Source organism: Piscinibacter sp., assembly GCF_047600445.1.
Taxonomy (GTDB): Bacteria; Pseudomonadota; Gammaproteobacteria; order Burkholderiales; family Burkholderiaceae_C; genus Piscinibacter.
The window spans coordinates 24,768-50,432 of record NZ_JASGKT010000002.1 but is presented as its reverse complement, the minus strand read 5'-3'; the positions used below and the strand labels follow the sequence as shown (position 1 = coordinate 50,432).

The window sequence follows — 25,665 nt, the reverse complement described above, 5'->3', positions numbered from 1 at the left end:
CGCCCTCAGCGCCGGCGCTCGCCCTCGGCGAGCAGCCGGCGCGCTTCCTTCTCGTGGGCGCGCACCTCGGCCAGCGTGGCGTCGAGGTCGGCCATCTGCTGCTCGAGCTGCGCGCGGTGCGCGCCCAGCACGGCGAGGAACTTCCTGAGCTGCGGCTGCGTGTCGCGCGGCGACTCGTACATGTCGACCAGCGCCTTCACCTCGGCCAGCGTCAGCCCGAGGCGCTTGCCGCGCAGCGTGAGCTTCAGCCGCGTGCGGTCGCGTCCCGAGTAGACGCGCTGGCGCCCGGCGCGCTGCGGCTTGATCAGGCCGCAGTCCTCGTAGAAGCGGATCGCGCGGGTGGTCAGGTCGAACTCGCGCGCCAGCTCGCCGATGGTGTAGGTCGTGCCGGCGGGCGACGCATGGGCGACAGCGGAAACGGACATGACGGCTTACACTGGCTCGGTTGACGTATACGTCAAGTGTAGCGAACCCCGGCGCATGAACCCCGACGAATCCCGCCTCCACTACCCCTTCGGCGAGCAGTTGCCCGCCGCCGGCACGGTGCTCGACGTCGCCCCCGGCGTGCGCTGGCTGCGCATGCCGCTGCCCTTCGAGCTCGACCACATCAACCTCTGGCTGCTGCGCGACCGCGACGCCGAGACCGGCCGAGAGGGCTGGGCGATCGTCGACTGCGGCATCGCCAGCGACGCGACGCGCGCCGCCTGGGAGCAGGTGTTCGCGCGCGAGCTGCAAGGCCTGCCGGTGCTGCGCGTGATCGTCACGCACATGCACCCCGACCACATCGGCCTGGCGCACTGGCTGACCGAGCGCTTCGGCGTGCGGCTGTGGATCAGCGCCACCGACTGGAACGCCGCGCAGCTCGCCAGCCGCTCGACCACCGGCTTCGGCGGCCCGAACGCGGCGGCCTTCATGGCCAGCCACGGCCTGACCGAACCCGACGCGGTGGAGAAGGTGACCCGGCGCGGCGACTACTACGCGAGCATGGTGCCGCAGGTGCCGCAGCGCTTTGCCCGCCTGATGGACGGCGACGAGTTGCGCATCGGCGAGCACGCCTGGACCTGCCATGCCGGCCACGGCCACTCGCCCGAGCACATCTCGCTGCACTGCCCGGCGCTGTCCGTGCTGATCAGCGGCGACATGGTGCTGCCGCGCATCTCCACCAACGTCAGCGTGATCGACATCGAGCCCGAGGGCAACCCGCTGCCGCTGTACCTCGCGTCGATCGCGCGCATGAAGGCGCTGCCGGCCGACACGCTGGTGCTGCCCTCGCACGGCAAGCCCTTCCGCGGGCTGCACGCGCGCATCGCGCAGCTCACCGCGCACCACGACGAGCGCTTCGGCGCGCTGCTGGCCGCCTGCGCGCGCGAGCCGCAGACCGCCGCCTCGCTGCTGCCGGTGCTGTTCCGGCGCGCGCTCGACCTGCACCAGACCACCTTCGCGATGGGCGAGGCGATCGCGCACCTGAACGCGCTGTGGCATCGCGGCCAGCTCCGTCGCGAGCGCGGCGCCGACGGCGTCTACCGCTTCTCGGAAGCGCAGCGGCAGGCGGCTCAGACCCAATAGGCGACGACGAACACGCCGATCATCAGGAAGGTCAGCACCACCTTGACGACGGTGCCGATCAACTGGCCCAGCCAGGTGGCGATGCCCACGCGCGTCGCCTGGCGCCCGGCCTGTAGGTGGTCGCCGGGCTGCGTGAAGCCGCCGCTGCGGCGCGCCTGGTGCCAGTACTCGCCGGCCATCGCGCCGGCCAGCGGCATGAACAGCAGGCCGACGAAGCCGGTGAAGATGCCCAGCACCGTGCCGATCGCCGCGCCGGCCACGGCCGCCGGGCTGGCGCCGGCCTTCTTCGCGCCCAGCAGCGAGGCGACGAAATCGGTGGCCCAGGCGAGCAGCGCCAGCACGGCGATGAAGCCGACCGTCCAGCCGGAGACCTTGGCGAAGCCGTCGATCCATGCCCCGACCACCACGCCGGCCAGCACGAGGATGGTGCCGGGCAGCACCGGCAGGATCACGCCGGCCACGCCGGCCGCCATCAGCGAGATCGCCAGCAGCCACCACCACGGGTTGGCCGAGGCCAGCGAGACCGATTCGAGCATCGTTGCGACTCCTGCGGGCGTGGGGCCCGAGCCCGCCAGATGGGGGCGCGGCGGCGCGGCTTCAAGCCGGCCGCGCGCCGGGGCGGCCGTCAGTCGAACACCGGCAGCGCGTCGTCCTTCAACTGCCCGCGCACCTGCTCGTAGTCGGGCAGCACGGAGCGCACCACGTCCCAGAAGCGCGGGCTGTGGTTCATCTCGCGCAGGTGCGCCAGTTCGTGGGTGACGACGTAGTCGATGCTCGGCAGCGCGAAGTGGATCAGCCGCCAGTTCAGGCGGATCGAGCCGTCGGCGCTGGCGCTGCCCCAGCGCGTCTGCGCCGACGACAGCGCCAGCCGCGTGCAGCGCACGCCGAGCCGGGCGGCGAAGTGTTCGACGCGCTCCTGGAACACGCGCCGCGCCTGGCGTTGCAGCCAGCTCTGCACCGCGTCGCGGATCTGCCCGGGCGCGGCGGTGTGCGGCAGGCCGACGTGCAGCGTCAGGCGCGGCACGCCGGGCAGCGACTGCGCGTCGCCGTTCAGCACCGCGCCCCCCAGCGTGATGCCTTCGCGCGGGTCGAGCACCACGATCACCGTCTCGCCAAGAAAGGGCACGGCCGCGCCGTCGCGCCACTCGATGCGCGCCTCCAGCCGGCGCTGCGAGCGCTCGCGCTGCTCGCGCAGCTTGCGCAGGATCCAGTCGGCCTTCTCGTGCAGCGCCGCCTCGATGTCGGCGATGCCGACCCAGCGCGGCGCGTTCACCGACAGGCCCTCGCTGCCGACGATGAAGCCGATCGTGCGCCGCCGCGCGCGCTTGAGCGCATAGCCCACCAGGTGCTCGCGCAGGCGGATCTCGCGCTCGGCCTGCGGGTGGCGGAAGCTCACCGAGGGCGGCGGCGATTCCACGGCCGCTGGCGGCGGCACCGCAGCCGCCGGCGCGTCGTCCACCGGCACCGGCGCGTCGAACAGCGAGAGCTGCTGGGCGGATGCGGGTGCGGCGCGGCGCGGCATGGGCGCGGAGTTTACGTGCCGGGCTGCGGCGCCGGCGCGGGCGGCACCGGCGCCGGCGGCAGCGCGTACGCCTCGGGGTCGAGGCGGCGCATCTCGGCCTCGATCCAGCGCTCGACCTCGCGCATCATCTCGTCGGCCTCGCGGCCGGCGGGCGGGATCGGCTTGCCGATCGAGATGTCGATCACGCCCGGGCGCAGCACGAAGCTGCGGCGCGGCCAGCAGCGCGCCGAGGTCACCGCGATCGGCACCACCGGCGTGTCGGTGGCCAGCGCCAGCCGGGCCGCGCCGCTCTTGTAGGTGCCCTGGCTGCCGCGCGGCGTGCGCGTGCCCTCGGGGAACATGATCACCCAGTTGCCGTTGGCCATGAAGCGCCGGCCCTGCTCGGCCACCCGGTTCCAGGCCTCGGCGCGGCGGCTGCGGTCGATGTGGATCATGTCCAGCCGCCCCATCGCCCAGCCGAAGAACGGGATCAGCAGCAACTCGCGCTTGAAGACGTAACACAGCGGGTGCGGCATCAGCGTCGGGAAGGCGAAGGTCTCCCAGGTCGACTGGTGCTTGGGCGCGAGGATGATCCGGCTGTCGGGCAGGTTCTCCCAGCCGTGGATGCGGTGGCGCACGCCGCAGATCACCCGCGCGCCCCAGATCGCCAGGCGCAGCCAGACCATCGTGAACCAGTAGAGCTTGTGGCCGCGCTGGAAGATCGAATACACCAGCACGAAGATCGCCCACGGCACCACCGTGACGGCCATCCACAGCACGAACAGCGCCGAGCGGATCGTGTTCGGCAGCATCGTCACGCCTCGCTCCTGCCCGCCGGCCGGCGCGGCGGCGCGGCGCGGCCGTGCGCCACCAGCCAGTCGGCGAAAGCGTCGAGGTTGGCGTGCACCTGCGTGCCCGGCACCTGCGCGAGCAGCGCGGCGAGCTGCGCGTCGTCCATGCGCCCGGGCGCGGCCTTGCCGCTGCGCACCAGGTGCGGCTCGCAGCCGGCGGCGATGCCCGCCTGCAGGTCGCGCAGCGAATCGCCCACCACCGGCACCTCGCGCAGGTCGAGCGCGAAGCGCTCGCCGATCTGGTGGAACAGCCCGGGCAGCGGCTTGCGGCAGGCGCAGTGCTCGTCGGCGGCATGCGGGCAGAAGAACACCGCGTCGAGGCGGCCGCCCTGCGCCGCGAGCATCTGGTGCATCTTCAGGTGCACCGCGTTGAGCGCGGCCATGTCGAACAGGCCGCGACCGATGCCCGACTGGTTGGTCGCCACCACGGTGTGCCAGCCGTCGTGGTTGAGCCGCGCGATCGCCTCCAGCGCGCCGTCGATCGGCTGCCATTCCTCGGGCGACTTGACGTAGTCGTCGCGATCCTCGTTGATGATGCCGTCGCGGTCGAGGATGACGAGCTTCATCGCGTGGCCGTGGTGACTCGATGCCATCGGATCGACGCGCTCAGGCCGCCAGCATGGACAGGTCGGCCACGCGGTTCATCGCCTCGTGCAGCCGCGCCAGCAGGCCGAGGCGGTTGGCGCGCAGCCGCGCATCCTCGGCGTTGACCATCACGCCGTCGAAGAAGGCGTCGACCGGCGCCTTCAGGGCCGCCAGCGCCTGCAGCGAGGCGGTGTAGTCGCCGGCCTCGAAGGCCCGCGCCGAGCGCGGCGCCACCGCTTCGAGCGCATCGGCCAGCGCGCGCTCGGCCGGCTCGGCGAACAGCGCCGCGTCGGTGCGCGGCGCGACGTCCGCCTCGCTCTTCTTCAGGATGTTGCCGACGCGCTTGTTGGCCGCGGCCAGCGCCTCGGCCTCGGGCAGTGCCTTGAAGGCGCGCACGGCGTCCAGGCGCTTGGGGAAGTCGGCCCAGCGCGGCGGGCGCGCCTCGATCACCGCCTCGACGTCCTGCACCGCGTGCCCGGCTTCGCGCAGGTAGCCGACCAGGCGCTCGCGCAGGAAGTACTGCAGCTCGGCCTGCGCCTGGCCGTGCGTGGGCGGGAAGGCCGCGAAGGCGATCGAGACGAGGTGCGCCGGCTCCAGCGGCAGCTCGCGCTCGATCAGCATGCGGATCAGGCCGAGCGCGTGGCGGCGCAGCGCGAACGGGTCCTTGTCGCCGCTGGGCACCTGGCCGATGCCGAACAGGCCGGCCAGCGTCTCCAGCTTGTCGGCCAGCGCCAACGCCAGGCCGGCGGCGTTGCGCGGCAGCGCGTCGCCGGCGAAGCGCGGCTTGTAGTGGTCTTCGATCGCGAAGGCGATGTCGTCGGACAGGCCGTCGTGGCGCGCGTAGTAGCCGCCCATGATGCCTTGCAGCTCGGGGAACTCGCCGACCATGTCGGTCAGCAGGTCGGCCTTGGCGAGCCGCGCCGCCTGCTCGGCCTGCGCCGCCAGCGCCGCGCCGCCGAGCGCCTCGCCGATCTGCGCGGCGATGCGGCGCACGCGCTCGACACGCTCGCCCATCGAGCCCAGCTTGGCGTGGTAGACCACCTTGGCCAGGCCCTCGACGCGCGAGGCGAGCGTCTTCCTGCGGTCCTGGTCGAAGAAGAACTTGGCGTCGGCCAGGCGCGGGCGCACCACGCGCTCGTTGCCGCCGACGACGCGGCTCGCGTCCTCGGGGCGGATGTTGCTGACGACGAGGAACTTGTTGGTCAGCCGGCCGTCGGCGTCGAGCAGCGGGAAGTACTTCTGGTTGGCCTTCATCGTCAGGATCAGGCATTCCTGCGGCACGGCGAGGAACTCCGGCTCGAAGCGCGCCAGCAGCACGTTGGGCCGCTCGATCAGCGCGGTAACCTCGTCGAGCAGCGCCTCGTCGTGGATGGGCTCCAGCCCCTCGCGCGCCGCCGCGGCCTGCAACTGGCGCACCAGCTCGCCCTGGCGCGCCGCGAAGCCGGGGATCACGCCGCCCTGTTCTTCGAGCTGGCGCGCGTAGTGGTCGGCGTCGAGCAGCGCCACCGGGTCCATCTGCGCCTCGAAGCGGTGGCCGCGCGTCTGGCGGCCGGCCTCCAGGCCGAGCACGCCGACAGGCACCACGTCGGCGCCGTGCAGCGCCACCAGGCCGTGCGCCGGGCGCACGAAGTTCACGCTGGTCCAGCCGTCGGCGAGCTGGTACTGCATCACCTTGGGGATCGGCAGCGCGGCCAGCGCGTCGGCCAGCGCCTTCTGCAAACCCTCGGCGAGCGACACGCCCTCGGCCGTGCCTTCGAGGAACAGCACCTCGGCCTTGCCGTCGACGCGGCGCGCCAGGCGCGGCAGCGCGGAGGCGTCGGCGCCCACGGCGGCGAGCTTCTTCAGCAGCGCCGGCGTGGGCTGGCCGTCGGCGTCCAGGCCCACCGCCACCGGCATCAGCTTGACCGACACCTGGCGGTCGGCGGCGCGCGCCTGCACCGCCGACACGTGCACCGCCAGGCGGCGCGGCGAGGCGAACGGCGTGACGGCCGACTGCTCGCCCGCCAGCCCCTGCGCGCGCAGGCCGGCGGCGATCGCGGCGGCGAAGGCCTCGCCCAGCTTCTTCAGCGACTTCGGCGGCAGTTCCTCGACGAACAGCTCGACGAGCAGGCTCTTGGCGGTGCTCGTCATGCTCAGGCCGCCTTCTTCTGCGCGAGCTGCGCGGCGACTTCCTCGCCCCAGGCCGGCGGCGCCATCGGGAAGCCCAGCCGCGCGCGGCTGTCGAGGTAACTCTGCGCCACCGCGCGCGCCAGCGTGCGGATGCGGCCGATGTAGGCGGCGCGCTCGGTCACGCTGATCGCGCCGCGCGCATCCAGCAGGTTGAAGCTGTGCGCGGCCTTGAGCAACTGCTCGTAGGCCGGCAGCGCGAGCTGCTGCTCCATCAGGTGTTTGCTCTGCTTCTCGTGCGCCGCGAAGGCGGCGAGCAGGAACTCGACGTCGCTGTGCTCGAAGTTGTAGGTGCTCTGCTCGACTTCGTTCTGGTGGTACACGTCGCCATAGGTCAGGCCGTCGGTCCATTGCAGGTCGTAGACCTTGTCGACGCCTTGCAGGTACATCGCCAGCCGCTCCAGCCCGTAGGTGATCTCGCCGGTGATCGGCTTGCAGCGGATGCCGCCGACTTCCTGGAAGTAGGTGAACTGCGTCACCTCCATGCCGTTGAGCCAGACCTCCCAGCCCAGGCCCCAGCAGCCCAGCGTCGGGTTCTCCCAATCGTCCTCGACGAAGCGGATGTCGTTGACCTTGAGGTCGAAGCCCAGCGCTTCCAGCGAGCCGAGGTACAGGTCGAGGATGTCGGCCGGCGCCGGCTTGAGCACCACCTGGTACTGGTAATAGTGCTGCAGGCGGTTCGGGTTCTGGCCGTAGCGGCCGTCCTTGGGCCGGCGGCTGGGCTGCACGTAGGCGGCCTTCCAGGGCTCGGGGCCGATCGCGCGCAGGAAGGTGGCCGTGTGGCTGGTGCCCGCGCCGACCTCCATGTCGTAGGGCTGCAGCAGCGCGCAGCCCTGGGCGGCCCAGTAGTCTTGCAGTCGGAGGATGATTTGCTGGAAGGTGAGCATCGGTCGGGCCACGCGGGTGGACCGGCGATTTTAGGGGCGCGCCCCGCGCCGGGCCGCCCAGCCCAGCGGCACCAGCGCCAGCACGAACAGCGGCCACAGCCCGAAGCGCGACGCCCAGGCCGCGAACGGCGTGTTGCCGGCGCGCCCCCGCACGCTGGCGTGCAGCACGCCGCGGGTGTGCGGCGCCAGCGCGTGCGTGACGACACCGTGGTGGTCGATCGCCACCGTCGCGCCGGTGTTGGTGGCGCGCAGCATAGTCCGCTGCAGCTCCAGGCTGCGCATGCGCGAGATGTTCAGGTGCTGCGTCACCGCGATGGTCTGGCCGAACCAGCCGATGTTGCTCAGGTTGGCCAGCAGCGTGGGCGCGCCCTCGGCATCGCGGAAGCGTGCCGCCAGTTCCTCGCCGAACAAGTCCTCGTAGCAGATGTTCGGCGCGACGCGCTCGCCCTTGACGACGAAGGACGGCGCGAGCAGCGGGCCGCGGTTGAAGTCGCCCAGCGGGATGTTCATCAGCTCGGTGAACCAGCGGAACAGCGGCGGGATGAACTCGCCGAAGGGCACCAGGTGCTGCTTGTCGTAGCGGTACGGCGCCTGGCCGGCGGCGAAGCCGGCCGCGGAGTTGGTGTAGCCGGCGCGCTCGTCGCCCAGCGGCACGCCGATCAGCGCCGCCGTCGGCCCCTGGCCGAAGCGCTGTTCGAGGCCGCTCCACAGCCCCTCGGGCATCTGCTGCGGCAGGAAGGGGATGGCCGTCTCGGGCGCGACCACCAGGTCGCCGCTCGCGGCGCCCAGCGCCTGCACGTGCCATTCGAGCGCGGCGGCCTGGTGGGTGGCCTCGAACTTCTCGTCCTGCGGGATGTTGCCTTGCAGCAGCGTCACCGCGAGCGTGCCGGTCGGCCGCGTGAACTCGGGCACCCCGGCCAGCCAGGGCCCGAGCACGACCAGCACCGGCAGCCCCACGCCGCGCAGCCAGCCGAGCGGCGTGCGCTCCGGCCGCAGCGCGAGCAGCGCGGCGGCGAAGGCCGCCAGCGCGCCGATGCCGTAGACGCCCAGCCAGGGCGCCCAGGCGGCCAGCGGGCCGTCGAGCTGGGCATAACCCGCCGCCACCCAGGGAAAGCCGGTGAACAGCACGCCGCGCGCCAGCTCGGCCAGCAGCCAGACGGCGGCGAACAGCAACGCGTCGGCCAGCGGCCGGCCGCTGCGCCAGCGCGCGAAGGCCGCCAGCGCCGCGGCCAGGTACAGCGACAGCAAGGCGGCCAGCGCCAGCACGGCGGCGGCGGCCATCCACGCCGGCAGGCCGCCGTAGCGGTGCATGCTGATATAGAGCCACCAGGTGCCGGCGGCCACCCAGGCGGTGCCGTAGGCGGCGCCGAGCGCGGCGGCCCCGCGCGGCGCGGCGCGGCTGGCGCGCGCCGCCAGCAGGCCGATGCAGGCGAGCTGCAGCCACCACAGCGAGGTGTCGACGTAGGCCAGGGTCTGCAGCGCGCCGAGCGCCAGCGCGAGCAGGACTTCCAGCGGCCAGGGCCAGTTGCGGCCGCGCATCAGGCGCCGTCGCCGGCCGCCGCCTCGTCGGGCGCTCGCGTCACCTTGAACCAGCGCACCGCGCCGCCGCGCGTCAGCATCACGGTGAAGCGCAGCGGCCCGACCCGCGCCGCCTCGCCGCGCCGCGGCACGTGGCCCAGCTCGTGCGCCACCAGCCCGCCGATGGTGTCGAACGCCTCGGCCGGGAAGTGCGTGCCGAAGGCTTCGTTGACGGCCTCGATGGCCGCGTCGCCGGCCACGCGCTGGCTGCCGTCGGCCAGCGTGTAGACGCCCGATTCGCCGTCCTTCTCGTCGAATTCGTCCTCGATCTCGCCGACGATCTCCTCGAGCACGTCCTCGATGGTGATCAGCCCGGCGGTGCTGCCGAACTCGTCGATCACGATCGCCAGGTGGTTGCGGTTCGAGCGGAAGTCGCGCAGCAGCTCGTTCAGGCCCTTCGATTCGGGCACGAACACCGCCGGGCGCAGCAGCGTGCGCAGGTTCAGCTCGGGGGCGCGCTGCAGCTTCAGCAGATCCTTGGCCATCAGGATGCCCAGGATGTTCTCGCGGCGGCCCTCGTAGACCGGGAAGCGCGAGTGGCCGGTGCCGATCACCGTGTGCAGCACTTCCTCGTAGGGCGCGTCGATGTCCAGCAGGTCCATGCGCGGCGCGGCCACCATCACGTCGCCGGCGGTCAGGTCGGCCATGCGCAGCACGCCTTCGAGCATCACGCGCGACTCGGGCGCGATCAGCTCGCGGTTCTCGGCGTCGGCCAGCGTGGAGATCAGCTCGTCGCGCGAATCGGGGCCGGGCGAGACGAACTCGACCAGCTTGCGGAACAGCGTGCGCCTTTCGGCGCCGGGGGGCGCGCCGCGCTCGCCGGGGCGCAGCGGGCGCGCTGGATGGGGGTCGGACATCGCGCGGGCGCGAGGCGGGTGGAGCTGGGACGGGCCGAAGCTTACCGCATGCGCCACGACGGCCGGCACGCCGGCTGCTTGACAGGCCGCACCCCTTGAACCACAGTCACGGCCCCCCAACCGGGGCGCTTCGCCCCTCCCGAGGTTTTTCCGTCATGGCTCTGATTCCCGCCACCATCCTCACCGGCTTCCTGGGCTCGGGCAAGACCACCCTGCTCAAGCGCGTGCTCACCGAGGCGCACGGCCAGAAGATCGCGGTGATCGAGAACGAGTTCGGCGACGAGGACATCGACAGCGACATCCTGGTGCGCGACAGCGAGGAGCAGATCATCCAGCTCAACAACGGCTGCGTGTGCTGCACGATCCGCGAGGATCTGCGCTCGACGCTGTCGGACCTGGCCGCGAAGAAGCGCAAGGGCGAGCTCGACTTCGACCGCGTGGTGATCGAGACCACCGGCCTGGCCGACCCCGGCCCGGTGGCGCAGACCTTCTTCATGGACGACGAGATCGCCGAGAGCTTCCTGCTCGACTCGATCCTGACGCTGGTGGACGCCAAGCACGCGGAAGGCCAGCTCGACACGCGCCAGGAGGCGCGCCGCCAGATCGGCTTCGCCGACCAGATCTTCATCAGCAAGACCGACCTGGTCGACGAGGCCACGGCCGACGCGCTGGCCCACCGCATCAAGCGCATGAACCCGCGCGCCCCGCAGCGCCGGGTGCATTTCGGCGCGGTGCCGATCGCCGAGGTGTTCGACCTGCGCGGCTTCAACCTGAACGCCAAGCTCGACATCGACCCGGACTTCCTGGCCGACGGCGGGCACGATCACGGCCACGAGCACCACGACCATGATCACGACCACGAGCATGGCGAGCACTGTGACCACCCGCACCACCATCACCACGACGACGACGTGAAGTCCTTCGTCTTCAAGTCCGACCGCGCCTTCAACCCGGCCAAGCTGGAAGACTTCCTCGGCGCCATCGTGCAGGTCTACGGGCCCAAGATGCTGCGCTACAAGGGCGTGCTGAACATGAAGGGAAGCGACCGCAAGGTGATCTTCCAGGGCGTGCACCAGCTCATGGGCAGCGACCTGGGCCCGAAATGGGCGCCCGGCGAGAAAAAAACCAGCAAGATGGTGTTCATCGGCCTGGACCTGCCGAAAGACGTTTTCACGCAGGGGCTGGAGCAGTGCCTGACGTGACATCGGGCACGCGAATCGGCCGCATTTGGGCGGGTTCGATGTGGCTACAATCCGCCGCGCCTGAAACCGGGCCCAGCCGTCGCCCGCGCCTTGCGGACGGGGCCTGACCGTCGAAGCGAGGAGACGCTCTTGAGCAAGACACCGGCCAGCAAAGCCAGCGCGAAAAAAGCCGCCAGCAAGCCCAAGACGACGGCCAAGGCCGCGCCGGCGAAGAAGGCTGCCGCGCCCGCCAAGGCGCCCGCGAAGACCGCGGCCAAGCCGGCGGCCAAGGCTCCCGCGAAGGCGCCGGTCAAGGCGGCTGCCAAGACAGCGGCCAAGGCACCCGCCAAGGCCCCCGTCAAGACGCCCATCAAGAGCGTGCCCCCGCCCGTCAGGGCCACGCCGGTTGCAGCGGCGCCGGCACCCGTGCCCGCACCGCCGGCGCCCGTCAGCGCCGCGCCCGCGCCGCTGCGGCGCTCGAGCAAGACCCCCGCCCCCCCGCCGGTGGCCGCGCCGCTGCCGCCGGCCACCTCCCGATTCGCCGACCGGTTCGCCCCGCCCCGGCCGCCCACCCGACAGATGAACAACCTCGGACTCGACACCCCCAAGCCGATGCAGAAGGCCGACCCCAAGCTGGCCAACGCCTGGAAGAGCAAGGCCGGCCGCGACCTGAGCGAAGCCGAACTGCTGGCGATGCCGGAGTCGGAGTACATGAACGACAAGCAGCTCGAGTTCTTCCGCCACAAGCTGCAGACGCTCAAGGACGACCTGCTGTCCAACGCCGGCGAGACCACCGAGCACCTGCGCGAGGACACCTCCATCGTGCCCGACCCGGCCGACCGCGCCACCATCGAGGAAGAACACGCGCTCGAGCTGCGCACGCGCGACCGCGAGCGCAAGCTGCTGAAGAAGATCTCACAGTCGCTCGGGCGCATCGACGCCGGCGACTACGGTTTCTGTGACGAAACCGGCGAGCCGATCGGCCTCGGGCGGCTCATCGCCCGTCCCACCGCTACACTGTCCCTCGAAGCCCAACAGCGGCGTGAGCTGAAACAGAAGATGTTCGGCGACTGAAGCCCCTTTTCGAAGCGGCCCGGTCGCGGCGCGTCCCACCCGTCATGGCGGAACCCAAAGACACCACGAGCTTCTTTCGCAAGGTCGTCAAGTTCGTGGCCAACCCGACCACGGAGTGGGCCGACGTCGGCCTGCCGCAGGACGAGCAGCGCGAGAACGAGTTCGCCAAGTCCGAGCTGAAGGCGATGATCGAGCGCAAGCGGCGCAACGACTTCGTCCGCAAGCGCGAATTCGACATGCTGCGCAAGGTGCGCCGCGAGGGCCTGTCGCCCGAGCAGCTCGCCGCGCTCGGCGGCTCGTCCAAGCTCGACGACTCCGAGGGCCGGCTGTCGGTGGCCGAGAGCGGCGCCAAGCAGGAAGCCGGCGTCAAGGCCAAGATCGACGCGATCGAGCAGCAGATGGTGGGCGACGGCTTCGGCGCGGCGCCCGCGCCGGCCGCGCCGCGCCGCGGCCCCGAGTTCTTCAACGCGCCGACGCAGCCCGCGCCGATGGGCAGCAACGCGCCCACGCTGCCCGCGCCGCTCGACGCCCGCCCGATGGCGCCGCCCGCGCCGCCGGCCGCCGCGCCGGCGCCCAGCGCGGCGGTGATGAACGCCGGGCTGTCGCCGCTGAGCCTGGACGGCGACGCGGGCGAGTTCGGCAACGCCTTCGCGGTCGAGGTCAGCGAAGTCGCCCACGACCCCGACCTGGACGAAGCGGTGATCGCCTTCGCGAACGCCGACTTCGAGCAGTGCGAGCAGTCGCTGTCCGGGCTGACCGGCAGCGGCGGGCCGCGCCACGCCCATGCCGAGACCTGGCTGGTGCTGTTCGACCTGTACCGCGCGATCGGCCAGCAGAACAGGTTCGAGAGCCTGGCGCTCGACTACGCGCAGCAGTTCGGCTGGTCGGCGCCGCAGTGGTTCTCGCTGCCGCGCCTGGTGGCCGAGGCCGCCAGCGACGAACGCGCGCCGCGCAACAGCCGCCTGGACAGCCAGGTCGGCTGGGTCTGCCCCGACTTCGTCGACGCCGACGCGGTGGCGCGGCTGTCCTCGCAGAGCCTGCAGATGCCGCTGCCCTGGGTGTTCGACTGGAGCGCGCTGAAGAGCCTCGACGCCGAGGCCGCCTCGCGCCTGTCCGAGCTGTTCCGAAGCTGGATCCGCCAGAAGCTCGACATGCGCTGGCTCGGCGGCGAGAAGCTGTTCGCGGTGCTGGCCGAGGCCGCGCCGACCGGCGTGCGCGACGTCGACCCGGCCTTCTGGCAGCTTCGCCTGGACGCGCTGCGCATGACCAACCGCCCCGACCAGTTCGACGAGGCGGCGATCGACTACTGCGTCACCTACGAGGTGTCGCCCCCGTCGTGGGAGCCGGCGGTCTGCGAGGTGCGCGTCAGCGGCTCGCACACCAGCACCACCTCGCCGCCGCTGTCGCTGGTCAGCGAGGTGTCGACCAGCTTCATCGAGTCGCGCTTCAACGAGGACCCGGGCGCCACCGTGCAGGTGGCCAGCCTGGAGCTGTCGGGCCAGCTCGTCGGCGACATCGGCCCCACGCTGAAGAAGCTCGAAGCCGAGCTGGGGCGCTCGACCATCGTCAACATCAGTTGCGCCAAGCTGATCCGCGTCGACTTCATCGCCGCCGGCGACCTGCTCAACTGGGTGCTGGCGCGCCGCAACGAGGGCCGCACCGTGGTGTTCCTCGACGCGCACCGCCTGGTGGCGCTGTTCTTCGGCGCGATGGGCATCAACGAGCACGCGCGCGTGAAGGTCCGCTCGGTCTGACAGCCCCCCAGTCGCTACGCTCCTGCCCCCAAGGGGCGCCGTCCGGCTTGGGACGGCCCGGCGCCGGACCCTTCGCCCTTGAAATCGCTGCGTAGGCCGCCACCATGAGTCTGATGGAAAACTACCACGGCACGACCATCGTCAGCGTGCGCCGCGGCGACGTCGTCGCGCTCGGCGGCGACGGCCAGGTGACGCTCGGCAATATCGTCGTCAAGGCCTCGGCGCGCAAGGTGCGCAAGCTGCACCACGGCCAGGTGCTGGCCGGCTTCGCCGGCGCCACGGCCGACGCCTTCACGCTGTTCGAGCGCTTCGAGGCGCAGCTCGAGAAGCACCAGGGCCAGCTCGTGCGCGCCGCCATCGAGCTGACGCGCGACTGGCGCACCGACCGCGTGCTGCGCCGGCTCGAGGCGATGCTCGCGGTGGCCGACCGCAGCGCCTCGCTGATCATCACCGGCAACGGCGACGTGCTCGAGCCCGAGCAGGGCATCGTCGCGATCGGCTCGGGCGGCGCCTACGCCAGCGCGGCGGCGCGCGCGCTGCTCGAACACACCGACATGGCGCCCAAGGACATCGTCAAGAAGTCGCTGGAGATCGCCGGCGACCTGTGCATCTACACCAACCAGCACCACACCATCGAGACCCTGGAATGAAGAGCGCGATGACCCCGCAGGAGATCGTCTCCGAGCTGGACCGCCACATCGTCGGCCAGCGCGAGGCCAAGCGCGCGGTGGCGATCGCGCTGCGCAACCGCTGGCGGCGCCAGCAGGTCGACGAGAAGATGCGCGCCGAGATCACGCCGAAGAACATCCTGATGATCGGCCCCACCGGCGTGGGCAAGACCGAGATCGCGCGGCGCCTGGCGAAGCTGGCCGACGCGCCCTTCATCAAGGTCGAGGCGACCAAGTTCACCGAGGTGGGCTACGTCGGCAAGGACGTCGACGCGATCGTGCGCGACCTCGCCGACATCGCCGTCAAGCAGGAGCGCGAGGCCGCGATGCGGCGCCAGCGCGCGCGCGCCGAGGACGCCGCCGAGGACCGCATCCTCGACGCGCTGGTGCCCGGCTCGGAGCCCGACAACGGCACGCGCCAGGTGATGCGCAAGCGGCTGCGCGAGGGCGTTCTGGACGACAAGGAGATCCAGATCGAGCTCGCCGAGGCGCGCCCCGCGCTGGAGATCATGAGCCCGGCCGGCATGGAAGACATGGCCGAGCAGCTCAAGGGCCTGTTCGCCGGCATGGGCCAGGCGCCGAAGAAGTCGCGCCAGCTCAAGATCGCCGAGGCGCTGCGGCTGCTGATCGACGAGGAGGCCGGCAAGCTCGTCAACGACGAGGAGATCAAGACCGCGGCCGTGGCCAACGCCGAGCAGAACGGCATCGTCTTCATCGACGAGATCGACAAGGTGGCCGCGCGCGGCAACGCGCAGGGCGCCGACGTGTCGCGCCAGGGCGTGCAGCGCGACCTGCTGCCGCTGGTGGAGGGCACGACGGTCAACACCAAGTACGGCATGGTCAGGACCGACCACATCCTGTTCATCGCCTCGGGCGCCTTCCACCTGAGCAAGCCGAGCGACCTGATCCCGGAGCTGCAGGGGCGCTTCCCGATCCGCGTCGAGCTGGGCGCGCTGACGGTCGACGATTTCGAGGCCATCCTGACGCAGACGCACGCCAGCCTGGTCAAGCAGTACGAGTTGCTGCTGGCCACCGAGGGCCTGACGCTGGCGCTGGCGCCGGACGCGATCCGGCGCATCGCGCAGATCGCCTACGAGGTCAACGACCGCACCGAGAACATCGGCGCGCGGCGCCTGGCCACGGTGATGGAGCGGCTGCTCGACGAGATCAGCTTCGACGCGCCGAACCGCTCGGGCACGACGGTCACCGTCGACGCGGCGATGGTCGAGGCGCGGCTCGGGGCGCTGGTGAAGAACGAGGACCTGTCGCGCTACATCCTCTGAGGCCCCGGCCCGGAGGCGAAGTCAGAGCGCGAGGCGGCGCGCCTGCAGGGCCAGCAGCCCGTCGAAGATCAGCGTGTCCACCGTCTCGAACGGCAGCTCGGTGATCGGCGCGAGCTTCACCGCGGCGCCGCCGCTCATCAGCAGCGCCGGCTCGGCGCCGCAGCGCCGGCGCAGCTTGCGGTACATGCGCTCGACCGCGCCGGCCAGCGCGTCGGCGCCGCCGCTCATCAGCGCATCGCTGGTGTTGGTCGGGAAGTCGACCGCCTCGCCGGTCGGCGCCTTGAGGCCGGCGGTGCCCATTTCGAGCGCGCGCAGCATCAGCCCGAAGCCGGGCAGGATCAGCCCGCCGATGAAGTGACCGCTCGCATCCAGCGCATCGACGGTCACCGCGGTGCCGACCATCACCACCAGCGCCGGCCGCGGCCCGCCCTGCGCGAGCACGCGCTGGCGCGCGCCGATCATCGCCACCCAGCGGTCGACGCCGAGGCGGTTGGGGTGGTCGTAGCCGTTGCTCACGCCGCAGGCCTCGCGCGTCGAGACCGCCCAGCGCGGCTCGAGGTCGTCCCACAGCTCGAGCTGCTCCTCGACGCGGCGCTTGACGCCCTCGCCGGCGACCACGCAGCCGAGCATGCTGGATGGCGGCGCGATGCCCTTCCAGTCGGTGTCGGCCAGGTGGTCGATGGTCTCGAGGAACACCGCGCCGTGCGCGATCAGCGCCGCGCCCGGCTGCGGCGAGGCGTACTGCGCCCATTTCAGGCGCGTGTTGCCCACGTCGATCGCCAGGAAGCTCATCGCGCGGCTCAGGGACCGGACAGCGACGAATCGGCCGGCGCGCCGATCAGCCGGCGCACGCGCAGCATCAGCCGCGCGACCTCGACCTCGCGCTGCGGCCGCGCGATGCGCTGGCCGACCTCGTCGAGCAGGCCGAGCAGGTCGCCGCGGCTGCGCGCGCGGCGCAGCCGCATCAGCGTCAGCGAGCCGGCCACCGGTGCATCGGTGCGCACCGCGCGGATCAGCAGGTCGCGCGCCTGCTCCAGCGCGCCGTCGATGTCGCCGAGGTCGGAGTAGTCGGTCTCCACCGTCGCCCAGGGCTCGTACGCGCCCAGCTCGCCGTTGAGCGTCGAGTTCGGCACCAGCGGCCCGGACGGCGGCAGCGGCGGCTCGTGGTCCAGTTCGGGCAGCGGCAGGTCGACCGACAGCGGCGGCAGCGTCGGGTAGGGCGCGGCCTCGATCGGCAGCGTCGGCAGGGGCCGCATGATCATGCCCAGGTCCATCAGCTCGTCGAAGCAACTCGGCGGCACGCCGGCCTGCTCGGCCAGGCGCTTGATCTGCTCCTCGGTGCGCCGGCCGTTGACCAGCAGCAGCACGGTGCGGTGGCGCTGGCTCAACTGGCGCGCACGCGTGGCCAGTTCGTCCTGGCCGTCCGGCGTCTTGATCGGTGCGTTGCCTGTGACCAAGTGGCTTGCTCCACCCGCGGCGTCGTCGCGCCGTGCTTGTTCCCAACCGGCGCGATTGTGCCGTCAAACCCCCGCGCCGATACACTGGCCGCATGGCCCGATCGACGCCCCCCGCGCTGTCCGCGTTCCAGTACCGTGACGCCGGCAACGGCAAGAGCGGCGGCAAGCGCTTCGCGCTCGACCGCTTCGACCCGGCGGCCAAGCCCTTCTCGAGCGGCAGCAAACCGCGCGACAAGGCCCAGGTCGCGGCGCTGGCCACGCGCATCGACGCCCTGCAGGACCTGTTCTACGCCGACCGCCGCTTCAAGCTGCTGGTGGTGCTGCAAGGCACCGACACCGCCGGCAAGGACGGCACGATCCGCGGCGTGTTCGGCCAGACCAGCGCGCTGGGCGTGCACGCGGTCGGCTGGAAAGTGCCGACCGGCGAGGAGCGCGCGCACGACTACCTGTGGCGCATCCACCAGAAGGTGCCGGGCGAGGGCGAGATCGTCATCTTCAACCGCAGCCACTACGAGGACGTGCTGGTGCCGGTGGTCAACGGCTGGATCACGCCCGACGAGACGCGCCGGCGCTACGAGCAGATCAACAACTTCGAGCGGCTGCTGGTCGAGACCGGCACGGTGGTGTGCAAGTTCATGCTGCACATCTCGAAGGACGAGCAGCGCCAGCGGCTGCAGGAGCGGCTCGACGACCCGAACAAGCACTGGAAGTTCGCCGCCGGCGACCTGGAGGTGCGCAAGCAGTGGGACGCCTACCAGCAGGCCTACGAACGCGCCATCGCCGCCACCGGCACGCCCTGGGCGCCGTGGACCATCGTGCCGTCGGACTCGAAAACGCACCGCAACCTGATGATCGGCCGCGCCGTCGTGAAGACGCTCGAAGGCCTGAAGCTGCGCTATCCGCCCGGCAGCGCGGAGCTGGCGCAGCTGCGCGTCGAATGACGCCTTCGCGAATAAATAACATGCTGTTACGAATCAATCGGGGGAACCCCCTTGTTCGGGGGGTGAAAACACCACTAAGGTGAGGGCTCGAACTTCCCGAGAGCCTGCCATGCGTCAAGACCTCGTTGCCATCGGCCAGTCGACCCCCGCGGCGAGTGCCGGCCATCGGCATGCCGGACCGAGCTGGCGCCACCTCGCCACCGCGCTGCTGCTGGCGCTGCTGCTGCCGGTGCTGCTGGTCGCCGGCGCCGCCGCGCTGGTGGTGCTGCCGCTGGCGCTGGCGGTGGTGGGCTTCGGCCAGACCCGACAACTGCTGCGCTCGCTGCACCCGGGCCTGCCGGCCGGCGCATCGCACTGACACGCCCCCGCGGAAACGCCGGCGAGGGCGCCGCCCTGTAAGCCGGCTGTAGCGCGGCGGGCGTACCTTGTGGGCATTCCATCACGCTCACAGGAGACGAGACCATGACCCTGCCCCGCGACGTATTTGTGGTCGGTGCCGCGCGCACCGCGATCGGCACCTTCGGCGGTGCGCTGAAAGACGTGCCCCTGGCCGACCTGGCCACGCTGGCCGTCAAGACCGCGCTGGAGCGCAGCGGCGCCGCCGCCGCCAGCGTCGGCCACCTCGCGATGGGCACGGTGGTGCCCACCGAGCCGCGCGACGCCTACCTGAGCCGCGTCGCCGCCGTCAACGCCGGCCTGCCCAAGGAGACGCCGGCCTTCAACGTCAACCGGCTGTGCGGCTCGGGCCTGCAGGCCATCGTCTCGGCATCGCAGGCCATCCTGCTGGGCGACTGCGAGATCGCGATCGGCGCCGGCGCCGAATCGATGAGCCGCGGCGCCTACCTGCTACCGCAGGCGCGCTGGGGCGCGCGCATGGGCGACAGCCCGATGCTCGACTTCGTGGTCGGCGCGCTGCACGACCCCTTCCACAAGATCCACATGGGCATCACGGCCGAGAACGTCGGCGAGCAGTTCGGCATCAGCCGCGCGCAGATGGACGAGCTGGCGGTGGAGAGCCACCGCCGCGCCGCCGCGGCGATCGCCGAAGGCCGCTTCAAGAGCCAGATCGTGCCGGTGGTGATCGCCGGCAGGAAGGGCGACATCAGCTTCGACACCGACGAGCACGTCAAGCCCGGCACCACGATGGAGACGCTGGGCAAGATGCGCGCGGCCTTCAAGAAGGACGGCGCGGTGACCGCCGGCAACGCCAGCGGCATCAACGACGGCGCCGGCGCGGTGGTGCTGGCCAGCGCCGAGGCGGTCAAGGCGGGCGGCCTGAAGCCGCTGGCGCGCCTGGTCAGCTATGCGCACGCCGGCGTCGAGCCGACCATCATGGGCATCGGCCCGGTGCCGGCGACCAAGCTGGCGCTGGCCAAGGCCGGGCTGAAGATCAGCGACCTCGACGTGATCGAGTCCAACGAAGCCTTCGCGGCGCAGGCCTGCGCGGTGGTCAAGGAACTGGCGCTCGACCCGGCCAAGGTGAACCCGAACGGCTCGGGCATCTCGCTGGGCCACCCGATCGGCGCCACCGGCGCGATCATCACCACCAAGGCGCTGTACGAGCTGCAGCGCGTGAACGGCCGCTATGCACTGGTGACCATGTGCATCGGCGGCGGCCAGGGCATCGCGGCGATCTTCGAGCGGGCCTGACCTGACTAGCCGGGCCCCTGCGCGCGCAGCTTGATCAGGTGCGCGCGCAGCGAGCGCAGCGCCATCGGGTGCATGCGCTCGGGCACGTCGGCATAGACGCGCGCCAGCAGCGCGGCCTCGTCGTCGCCCACCTCGTCCAGCGCCTGCGCCACCTTCGCTTCGCGCGCCAGGCGGTGCGCGATGATCTTCTCGAAGGCCGCGCGCGGCTGCGGGATCAGGAAGCCGTGGCCGGGCGCGAGCCAGTCCAGGTCTTCGGCGACGAGCGCGCGCAGCGAAGCCAGGTAGGCGGCCATGTCGCCGTCCGGAGGGTTGATCACCACGGTGCTGAGCTGCATCACGTGGTCACCGGTGAACAGCGTCTTCTCCTCGTCCAGCCGGTAGCACAGGTGGTTGGAGGCGTGGCCGGGCGTGTGCAGCACGCTCAGGCTCACGCCCTCGTCGAGCGCGAAGCGTTCGCCGCCGGCCAGCCGCACGTCGGGCGCGAAGCTCGCGTCCTGCCACTCCGGGTGCGCGGCGACGCGGCCGTGCACCGGGGCGCCGGTGCGCGCCTTCAGCAGCGCGCAGCCGGGCGAATGGTCGAGGTGGGTGTGGGTCGCGAAGATCCAGCGGATGGCGCCCGGCGCGGCGGCGAGGACGGCGGCTATGTGCACCGCCTCGGCCGGGCCGGGGTCGATCACCGCCCATTCGTTGCGCGGCCCGCCGCCGACGAGATAGGTGTTGGTGCCCGGGCCGGTCATCACGCTGCCGTTGTGCGCGGTGACGCGGATCACGCGCGGCGACAGGTGCACCGGCACCGCCGGGTGGATCTCGTAGGAGAAGTTGCCGCGGCATTCGGGGTCCAGGCGCCTCAGCTCGGCCCAGGCCGGCTCGTCGGGCGTGACCGGCCGCACGCCCTCGCGGCCGGTGCCGATCTGCGGCTGGATCAGCGGCACCGCGCGCGGCGCGCGCGCCCAGGCCAGCAGCGCGTCGACGTCGGCGAAGCGCGCGATCGCCTCCAGCGTCTTGAGCGTCGGGGTCATCAGCTTGAGCGGCTCGGCGCGTGTCAGCGCGGCGGCCGGCGCGATCCAGAGCTGCTCGACCAGTTCGCCGTCGTCGTGCGCGGACTCCTGGCCGCGCGGCGCGCGCGCGACGAAGAAGCGCGTGTCGAAGCGCTTGGCGCGCCCCGGCGGCGTGACCCAGTGGCTGAAGTAGACGAGTTCGTCGACGGCGAGGCTCAGGCCTTCCTCGTGGCACAGCGCGGCCAGCGAGCGTTCGCCGCGTTGCAGCGGGCCGCGCCAGGCGTCCAGGCGCTCGCGGCGCGCCGCGTCGATCACCAGCGGCGAGCCGTCGGCGGCGCGTGCATAGAGCAGCCCGGCCTCCTCGAAGCACTCGCGCACCGCGGCGGCCCAGTAGTCGAGCGCGTGCTCGGCCAGGCCCAGGCGCGCGTCGGCCGCCGCCGGCTCGACGCCGCGGCAGAACGGCAGCGCGGCGCGGTCGGCCGCGTCGACCAGCCCGCCGGGGAAGACCCAGGCGCCGCTGTTCAGGTCGCCGCGTTCGGCGCGGCGCATCAGCAGCACCTCGATGCCCAGCGGCGCGTCGCGCACCACCACCACGGTGGCGGCCGCGCGCGGCGGCCTGATGTTCGTGTCGTTCGACGTCATGCGGCACTGTAGCGCCAGCCGCTTGCTACAGTGGCCGCATGCTGCAGTTCACCGAGATCGAAGCCGCCGCCGCGCGGCTGAAAGGCATCGCGCACCGCACGCCGGTGCTCAGCTCGCGCACGCTGGACGCGCTGCTCGGCGCCACCGTGCTGATGAAGGCCGAGAACCTGCAGCGCATGGGCGCCTTCAAGTTCCGCGGCGGCTTCAACAGCGTGGCCGTGCTGTCCGAGGCCGAGCGCGCGCGCGGCGTGGTGGCCTTCTCGTCGGGCAACCACGCGCAGGCGGTGGCGCTGGCCGCGCGACTGCACGGCTGCCGCGCCACCATCGTGATGCCGCACGACGCGCCGGCGCTGAAGCTGGCGGCCACGCGCGGCTACGGCGCCGAGGTGGTCGTCTACGACCGCTACCGCGAGGATCGCGCCGAGATCGCGCGACGCCTCACCGCCGAGCGCGGCGCGGCGCTGATCCCGCCCTTCGACCACCTGCCGGTGATGGCCGGCCAGGGCACGGCCGCGCTCGAGCTGATCGAGGACACCGGGCCGCTCGACGCGCTGATCGTCTGCGCCGGCGGCGGCGGTTTCCTGTCCGGCTGCGCGGTCGCGGCCAGGCACCTGCTGCCCGGCATCGAGGTGTTCGGCGCCGAGCCCGAGCGCGGCAACGACATGCAGCTCTCGCTGGCGCGCGGCGAGATCGTCACGATCGAGGTGCCGCGCACCATCTGCGACGGCCAGCAGACGCAGGCGGTGGGCCGGCAGCCGTTCGAGGTCATCAAGACGCAGGTGAAGGACATCCTGACCGTGCCCGACCCGGTGGTGGTGGAGGCGATGCGCTTCGCCTTCGAGCGCATGAAGCAGGTGCTCGAACCCTCCGGCGCCTGCGCGCTGGCGGCGCTGATGCATCACCGCGAGCGGTTCGCCGGCCGGCGCGTCGGCGTGACGCTGTCGGGCGGCAACATCGGCATCGCCCGCTTCGTCGCGCTGATGAACGGCGACGAGGCGGTGGACTGAGCCTCAGCCGGCCTCGAAGCCTTCCAGCACGTTGACCGCGTTGACGCCCACCTCGGCGACCGCGCAGCCGCCCTCGAAGGTGAACACCGTGGGCAGCGCCAGCACGGCCAGGCGCGCGCCGACGCGCGGGCAGTCGGCGCTCTTCAGGCGAAAGCCCGAGATCGGGTCGCCCTCGAAGGTGTCCGGGCCCAGCGGCACCACCAGCGCCTGCGCCGCCAGCGCGGCGTTGTTGAGGAAGCAGTAGCCGCCGAAGAAGTCGGCGCCGGCATGGTGGCCCGGCGGGCGCATCAGCGCGAAGGCGCAGCGCTCGGCGCCGCCCGCGGCGGCCCAGGTGCCCGCCGTCAGCGGCGTGCCGGCGTCGAAGGAATACAGGCCCAGCCGCGACGCGAAATTGTCGGGCTCGATGTCGTCGCGGAAGCCGCGCACCGGCCACACCGAGGGCAGCGCGTCGAAGCCGGCGGCCGGCGTGGCCGGCATGGTCGGGGCTGTGGACGACGCGCATGGGCATGTCACCGGGCCGGGTGTCGGGCGTGCGATTTTGCGCGGCGCGCCGGGCGCCCGCGACGGCCGCGTGAAAAAGTTGCGCTAGGCTGGCGCGACCATGACCACCCCGACCAGCCCCTCGCCCGTCCGCGCCAGCCCGGGCCGCGGGCCGGAGCGCCCGACCATGGTGCTGCTCAACCCGCGCGCCGCCGGCGGCCGCGGCGCCGCGCTGGCGCAGCCGGTGCGCGAGTGGCTGGCCAGCTACGCGCCGGGTGTCGCGCTGGTCGAGTCCGACAGCATCGAGCGCTCGCGCGCCACGCTGCAATGCCTGCCGCGCAGCAGCCGCGTCGTGCTGATCGGCGGCGACGGCACGCTGCACCACATGCTGCCGGTGCTGCTGACGCACCGCCTCGCGCTGGGCGTGGTGCCGCTGGGCGGCGGCAACGACACGGCGCGCGCGCTGGGCGTGGCCGGCATGGCCTGGCCGAAGGCGCTGGAACTGGCGCTGCGCGGCCCGACGCGGCGCATGGACGTCGGCGAGCTGATCACGCCGCGCCTGCGCATCCCGTTCTTCTCCAGCCTCGCCGCCGGCTTCGACGCCGCGGTGGCGGCGCGCGCGCTGGCCGCGCCGCGCTGGCTCGACGGCCGGCCGCGCTACCTGTGGGCGACGCTGGCCGAGCTGGCCGCGCTGCGCACGCAGCGCATCCAGCTCGCGCTCGACGGCGCGCCGTGCTACGCCGGCGAGGCGATCTTCGCCTCGGTGCTGAACACGCGCAGCTACGGCGCCGGCATGCCGGCGGCGCCGGGCGCGCGCATCGGCGACGGCCGGCTCGACCTGCTGCTGGCCGGGCCCTTCGGGCGGATCGGCGCGCTGCGCATGCTGCCGCGCCTGCTCGAGGGCACGCACCTGCCGCACGCCAAGATCCAGGCCTGGACCTTCCAGTCGCTGCAGTTCGAGAGCGAACGCGAGCTGCCGCTGGCCGCCGACGGCGAGCCGCTGCAGTCGCTGCGCCGCTTCGAGGTGCGCGTGCGCGCGGCGGCCGTGCAGGTGGTCAGCGCGAAGCGGCCGCGCCGGCGCGAGGCAGCGTCGGATCGGCCGGCGCACGGGCCGGGCGCGCCGGCGTGAGGCCGCCGCGGTAGGCGTCCGGGTAGCGCTCCACCGACAGCCCCTCCATGTCGATCGCCGGCGCACGGCCGGAAATCAGGTCGGCCATCAGCCGGCCGGTGCCCGCGGCCATGGTCCAGCCCAGCGTGCCGTGGCCGGTGGCGAGCCAGAGGTTGGGCAGCCGCGTGGCGCCGACGATCGGCGTGCCGTCCGGCGTCATCGGGCGCAGGCCGCACCAGAACTCGGCGCGCGCCACGTCGCCGCCGGCCGGGAACAGGTCGCCGACCACGTGCTCCAGCGTGCGCCGGCGCGCCTCGTGCAGCGCCAGCGTGTAGCCGGCCAGTTCGGCGGTGCCGCCGACGCGGATGCGGTCGCCCAGGCGGGTCACCGCCACCTTGTGCGTCTCGTCCATCACGGTCGATTCGGGCGCGCCGGCCGCGTCGGTGATCGGCACGGTGATCGAGTAGCCCTTGACCGGGTAGACCGGCAGGCGGATGCCCAGCGGCGCCAGCAGCAGCGGCGAGTAGCTGCCCGTCGCGACGAGGTAGGCGTCGGCGGCGAGCGTGCCGCGCGTGGTGGCCACGCCGGTGACGCGCCCGCCCTCGCTGCGCAGGCCATCGACGCCGGTGCCGTAGAGGAAGTTCACGCCGGCGCGCGCGGCGCGCTCGGCCAGCGTCTGCGTGAACTTGAAGCAGTCGCCGGTCTCGTCGCCGGGCAGCAGCAGGCCGCCGACGAACTTCTCCTGCACGCGTGCCAGCGCCGGCTCGTGGCGTATGCAGCCGGCGCGGTCCAGCAGCTCGAACCCCACGCCGTAGCGCTTGAGCACCTCGATGTCGGCGCCGGTGCCGTCGAGCTGCTTCTGGGTGCGGAACAGTTGCAGCGTGCCCTGCGAGCGTTCGTCGTAGGCCAGGCCCAGCTCGGCGCGCATCTCGCGCAGCACGTCGCGGCTGTATTCGGCCAGGCGCACCATGCGGCCCTTGTTGACCTCGTAGCGCGCGGCGGTGCAGTTGCGCAGCATCTGCACGCCCCAGCGCAGCATGGCCATGTCGACGCCCGGGCGGATCACCAGCGGGCGGTGCTGCATCAGCAGCCACTTGATCGCCTTGAGCGGCACGCCGGGCCCGGCCCAGGGCGCCGAGTAGCCCGGCGAGACCTCGCCGGCATTGGCGTAGCTGGTTTCCTTGCCGGCGCCGTCCTGCCGGTCGACCACCGTGACCTCGTGGCCGGCTTGCGCCAGGTGCCAGGCGCTGGTGGTGCCGATGACGCCGCTGCCCAGGACGATGACCTTCATGACGCTGCCCCCGAGGTGTACCGCAATGGGGATAGAGCTTATCGGCGCTGGCCTGGAATCTTTCGCGGCAGATCGGCGGCCACACGCGATTTCGCCGAATCTTCTGCGGCGGAATGCAACTCCGGCCGGATCCGATCCGC

Annotated in this window: 24 protein-coding genes and 1 pseudogene; 11 read left to right on the top strand and 14 right to left on the bottom strand. The window is 72.3% G+C overall.

Annotated features, from left to right (window positions below):
• Positions 1-5: 5 nt before the first annotated feature.
• A complete protein-coding gene (locus tag QM792_RS04170) occupies positions 6-425 on the bottom strand; it encodes a MerR family transcriptional regulator (protein ID WP_415147941.1) in 420 nt (139 codons plus the stop codon).
• Between the two features lie 55 nt (positions 426-480).
• Between QM792_RS04170 and QM792_RS04165 the strand changes: the two genes are divergently transcribed.
• The gene (locus tag QM792_RS04165; RefSeq protein ID WP_415147940.1) at positions 481-1,566 is read left to right on the top strand and encodes an MBL fold metallo-hydrolase; all 1,086 of its coding nucleotides are present in this window, start codon (positions 481-483) and stop codon (positions 1,564-1,566) included.
• On the opposite strand, the gene QM792_RS04160 is transcribed toward QM792_RS04165, so the two are convergent.
• The 8 genes from QM792_RS04160 to QM792_RS04125 form a co-directional block, all read right to left on the bottom strand.
• Entirely contained in the window at positions 1,554-2,102 is a 549-nt protein-coding gene (locus QM792_RS04160; RefSeq protein WP_415147939.1) for a DUF456 domain-containing protein, read from the bottom strand. The two genes, QM792_RS04165 and QM792_RS04160, sit on opposite strands and share 13 nt — an antisense overlap.
• An 89-nt stretch (positions 2,103-2,191) precedes the next feature.
• Positions 2,192-3,088, bottom strand: a complete 897-nt coding sequence (locus tag QM792_RS04155; protein ID WP_415147938.1) for a M48 family metallopeptidase — start codon at positions 3,086-3,088, stop codon at positions 2,192-2,194.
• Between the two features lie 11 nt (positions 3,089-3,099).
• Entirely contained in the window at positions 3,100-3,879 is a 780-nt protein-coding gene (locus QM792_RS04150) for a lysophospholipid acyltransferase family protein (RefSeq protein ID WP_415151577.1), read from the bottom strand.
• Positions 3,880-3,881: 2 nt separating this feature from the next.
• Positions 3,882-4,511 (bottom strand): D-glycero-beta-D-manno-heptose 1,7-bisphosphate 7-phosphatase, encoded by a 630-nt coding sequence (gene gmhB / locus QM792_RS04145; protein ID WP_415147937.1) that lies wholly within the window; start codon positions 4,509-4,511, stop codon positions 3,882-3,884.
• Between the two features lie 13 nt (positions 4,512-4,524).
• Positions 4,525-6,633, bottom strand: a complete 2,109-nt coding sequence (gene glyS / locus QM792_RS04140; RefSeq protein ID WP_415147936.1) for a glycine--tRNA ligase subunit beta — start codon at positions 6,631-6,633, stop codon at positions 4,525-4,527.
• Between the two features lie 2 nt (positions 6,634-6,635).
• Positions 6,636-7,556: a glycine--tRNA ligase subunit alpha gene (gene glyQ, locus QM792_RS04135; RefSeq protein WP_415147935.1), complete on the bottom strand. Its 921-nt coding sequence runs from the start codon at positions 7,554-7,556 to the stop codon at positions 6,636-6,638.
• 30 nt (positions 7,557-7,586) lie between these two features.
• Positions 7,587-9,095, bottom strand: coding sequence for an apolipoprotein N-acyltransferase (lnt, locus tag QM792_RS04130; RefSeq protein ID WP_415147934.1), 1,509 nt, complete (start codon positions 9,093-9,095; stop codon positions 7,587-7,589).
• Positions 9,095-9,991 carry an HlyC/CorC family transporter gene (locus QM792_RS04125; protein ID WP_415147933.1) on the bottom strand — a complete coding sequence of 299 codons (897 nt, stop codon included), beginning with the start codon at positions 9,989-9,991 and terminating at the stop codon, positions 9,095-9,097. Before QM792_RS04125 ends, lnt begins: the two co-directional genes overlap by 1 nt.
• Positions 9,992-10,146: 155 nt before the next feature.
• On the opposite strand from QM792_RS04125, the gene QM792_RS04120 reads away from it, so the two are divergent.
• The 5 genes from QM792_RS04120 to hslU all read left to right on the top strand — a co-directional run bounded on the left by QM792_RS04120 (position 10,147) and on the right by hslU (position 15,951).
• Positions 10,147-11,193 carry a CobW family GTP-binding protein gene (locus QM792_RS04120; protein ID WP_415147932.1) on the top strand — a complete coding sequence of 349 codons (1,047 nt, stop codon included), beginning with the start codon at positions 10,147-10,149 and terminating at the stop codon, positions 11,191-11,193.
• A 129-nt stretch (positions 11,194-11,322) separates the two neighbouring features.
• The gene (dksA, locus tag QM792_RS04115; RefSeq protein ID WP_415147931.1) at positions 11,323-12,246 is read left to right on the top strand and encodes an RNA polymerase-binding protein DksA; all 924 of its coding nucleotides are present in this window, start codon (positions 11,323-11,325) and stop codon (positions 12,244-12,246) included.
• 44 nt (positions 12,247-12,290) lie between these two features.
• The gene (locus QM792_RS04110) at positions 12,291-14,000 is read left to right on the top strand and encodes a hypothetical protein (protein WP_415147930.1); all 1,710 of its coding nucleotides are present in this window, start codon (positions 12,291-12,293) and stop codon (positions 13,998-14,000) included.
• A 113-nt stretch (positions 14,001-14,113) separates the two neighbouring features.
• A complete protein-coding gene (gene hslV, locus QM792_RS04105) occupies positions 14,114-14,650 on the top strand; it encodes an ATP-dependent protease subunit HslV (RefSeq protein ID WP_415151576.1) in 537 nt (178 codons plus the stop codon).
• A complete protein-coding gene (gene hslU, locus QM792_RS04100) occupies positions 14,647-15,951 on the top strand; it encodes an ATP-dependent protease ATPase subunit HslU (RefSeq protein ID WP_415147929.1) in 1,305 nt (434 codons plus the stop codon). The genes hslV and hslU overlap by 4 nt, the downstream gene beginning before the upstream one ends.
• 21 nt (positions 15,952-15,972) lie before the next feature.
• Here the strand turns inward: hslU and QM792_RS04095 are convergent, their stop codons facing one another.
• Positions 15,973-16,743: a type III pantothenate kinase gene (locus QM792_RS04095; RefSeq protein ID WP_415147928.1), complete on the bottom strand. Its 771-nt coding sequence runs from the start codon at positions 16,741-16,743 to the stop codon at positions 15,973-15,975.
• Positions 16,744-16,751: 8 nt separating this feature from the next.
• Positions 16,752-17,408: a hypothetical protein gene (locus QM792_RS04090; RefSeq protein ID WP_415147927.1), complete on the bottom strand. Its 657-nt coding sequence runs from the start codon at positions 17,406-17,408 to the stop codon at positions 16,752-16,754.
• 92 nt (positions 17,409-17,500) lie between these two features.
• On the opposite strand from QM792_RS04090, the gene QM792_RS04085 reads away from it, so the two are divergent.
• From QM792_RS04085 to QM792_RS04075, 3 genes are all read left to right on the top strand, one after another.
• The gene (locus QM792_RS04085; RefSeq protein WP_415147926.1) at positions 17,501-18,349 is read left to right on the top strand and encodes a PPK2 family polyphosphate kinase; all 849 of its coding nucleotides are present in this window, start codon (positions 17,501-17,503) and stop codon (positions 18,347-18,349) included.
• 109 nt (positions 18,350-18,458) lie between these two features.
• Positions 18,459-18,707 carry a hypothetical protein gene (locus QM792_RS04080; protein WP_415147925.1) on the top strand — a complete coding sequence of 83 codons (249 nt, stop codon included), beginning with the start codon at positions 18,459-18,461 and terminating at the stop codon, positions 18,705-18,707.
• A 104-nt stretch (positions 18,708-18,811) separates the two neighbouring features.
• Complete coding sequence (locus tag QM792_RS04075) at positions 18,812-19,999, top strand: acetyl-CoA C-acyltransferase family protein (protein WP_415147924.1); 1,188 nt, start codon at positions 18,812-18,814, stop codon at positions 19,997-19,999.
• Between the two features lie 5 nt (positions 20,000-20,004).
• On the opposite strand, the gene QM792_RS04070 is transcribed toward QM792_RS04075, so the two are convergent.
• The gene (locus tag QM792_RS04070) at positions 20,005-21,639 is read right to left on the bottom strand and encodes an MBL fold metallo-hydrolase (protein ID WP_415147923.1); all 1,635 of its coding nucleotides are present in this window, start codon (positions 21,637-21,639) and stop codon (positions 20,005-20,007) included.
• A gap of 38 nt (positions 21,640-21,677) precedes the next feature.
• On the opposite strand from QM792_RS04070, the gene QM792_RS04065 reads away from it, so the two are divergent.
• Positions 21,678-22,646, top strand: a complete 969-nt coding sequence (locus QM792_RS04065) for a threo-3-hydroxy-L-aspartate ammonia-lyase (RefSeq protein WP_415147922.1) — start codon at positions 21,678-21,680, stop codon at positions 22,644-22,646.
• Between the two features lie 3 nt (positions 22,647-22,649).
• Here the strand turns inward: QM792_RS04065 and QM792_RS04060 are convergent.
• Positions 22,650-23,105 (bottom strand): annotated as a pseudogene (locus QM792_RS04060) (hypothetical protein); the annotation flags it as partial.
• Positions 23,106-23,247: 142 nt separating this feature from the next.
• Here QM792_RS04060 and QM792_RS04055 point away from each other — a divergent pair.
• The gene (locus tag QM792_RS04055) at positions 23,248-24,255 is read left to right on the top strand and encodes a diacylglycerol/lipid kinase family protein (RefSeq protein WP_415147921.1); all 1,008 of its coding nucleotides are present in this window, start codon (positions 23,248-23,250) and stop codon (positions 24,253-24,255) included.
• On the opposite strand, the gene QM792_RS04050 is transcribed toward QM792_RS04055, so the two are convergent.
• Positions 24,182-25,525 (bottom strand): D-amino acid dehydrogenase, encoded by a 1,344-nt coding sequence (locus QM792_RS04050; protein WP_415147920.1) that lies wholly within the window; start codon positions 25,523-25,525, stop codon positions 24,182-24,184. The two genes, QM792_RS04055 and QM792_RS04050, sit on opposite strands and share 74 nt — an antisense overlap.
• Positions 25,526-25,665 lie beyond the last annotated feature (140 nt).

Coding starts and splice junctions, on each gene's coding strand:
- QM792_RS04170 (WP_415147941.1), bottom strand. CDS start 425: ATGTCCGTTTCCGCTGTCGCCCATGCGTCGCCCGCCGGCACGACCTAC.
- QM792_RS04165 (WP_415147940.1), top strand. CDS start 481: ATGAACCCCGACGAATCCCGCCTCCACTACCCCTTCGGCGAGCAGTTG.
- QM792_RS04160 (WP_415147939.1), bottom strand. CDS start 2,102: ATGCTCGAATCGGTCTCGCTGGCCTCGGCCAACCCGTGGTGGTGGCTG.
- QM792_RS04155 (WP_415147938.1), bottom strand. CDS start 3,088: ATGCCGCGCCGCGCCGCACCCGCATCCGCCCAGCAGCTCTCGCTGTTC.
- QM792_RS04150 (WP_415151577.1), bottom strand. CDS start 3,879: ATGCTGCCGAACACGATCCGCTCGGCGCTGTTCGTGCTGTGGATGGCC.
- gmhB (WP_415147937.1), bottom strand. CDS start 4,511: ATGGCATCGAGTCACCACGGCCACGCGATGAAGCTCGTCATCCTCGAC.
- glyS (WP_415147936.1), bottom strand. CDS start 6,633: ATGACGAGCACCGCCAAGAGCCTGCTCGTCGAGCTGTTCGTCGAGGAA.
- glyQ (WP_415147935.1), bottom strand. CDS start 7,556: ATGCTCACCTTCCAGCAAATCATCCTCCGACTGCAAGACTACTGGGCC.
- lnt (WP_415147934.1), bottom strand. CDS start 9,095: ATGCGCGGCCGCAACTGGCCCTGGCCGCTGGAAGTCCTGCTCGCGCTG.
- QM792_RS04125 (WP_415147933.1), bottom strand. CDS start 9,991: ATGTCCGACCCCCATCCAGCGCGCCCGCTGCGCCCCGGCGAGCGCGGC.
- QM792_RS04120 (WP_415147932.1), top strand. CDS start 10,147: ATGGCTCTGATTCCCGCCACCATCCTCACCGGCTTCCTGGGCTCGGGC.
- QM792_RS04110 (WP_415147930.1), top strand. CDS start 12,291: ATGGCGGAACCCAAAGACACCACGAGCTTCTTTCGCAAGGTCGTCAAG.
- hslV (WP_415151576.1), top strand. CDS start 14,114: ATGGAAAACTACCACGGCACGACCATCGTCAGCGTGCGCCGCGGCGAC.
- hslU (WP_415147929.1), top strand. CDS start 14,647: ATGAAGAGCGCGATGACCCCGCAGGAGATCGTCTCCGAGCTGGACCGC.
- QM792_RS04095 (WP_415147928.1), bottom strand. CDS start 16,743: ATGAGCTTCCTGGCGATCGACGTGGGCAACACGCGCCTGAAATGGGCG.
- QM792_RS04085 (WP_415147926.1), top strand. CDS start 17,501: ATGGCCCGATCGACGCCCCCCGCGCTGTCCGCGTTCCAGTACCGTGAC.
- QM792_RS04080 (WP_415147925.1), top strand. CDS start 18,459: ATGCGTCAAGACCTCGTTGCCATCGGCCAGTCGACCCCCGCGGCGAGT.
- QM792_RS04075 (WP_415147924.1), top strand. CDS start 18,812: ATGACCCTGCCCCGCGACGTATTTGTGGTCGGTGCCGCGCGCACCGCG.
- QM792_RS04070 (WP_415147923.1), bottom strand. CDS start 21,639: ATGACGTCGAACGACACGAACATCAGGCCGCCGCGCGCGGCCGCCACC.
- QM792_RS04065 (WP_415147922.1), top strand. CDS start 21,678: ATGCTGCAGTTCACCGAGATCGAAGCCGCCGCCGCGCGGCTGAAAGGC.
- QM792_RS04055 (WP_415147921.1), top strand. CDS start 23,248: ATGACCACCCCGACCAGCCCCTCGCCCGTCCGCGCCAGCCCGGGCCGC.
- QM792_RS04050 (WP_415147920.1), bottom strand. CDS start 25,525: ATGAAGGTCATCGTCCTGGGCAGCGGCGTCATCGGCACCACCAGCGCC.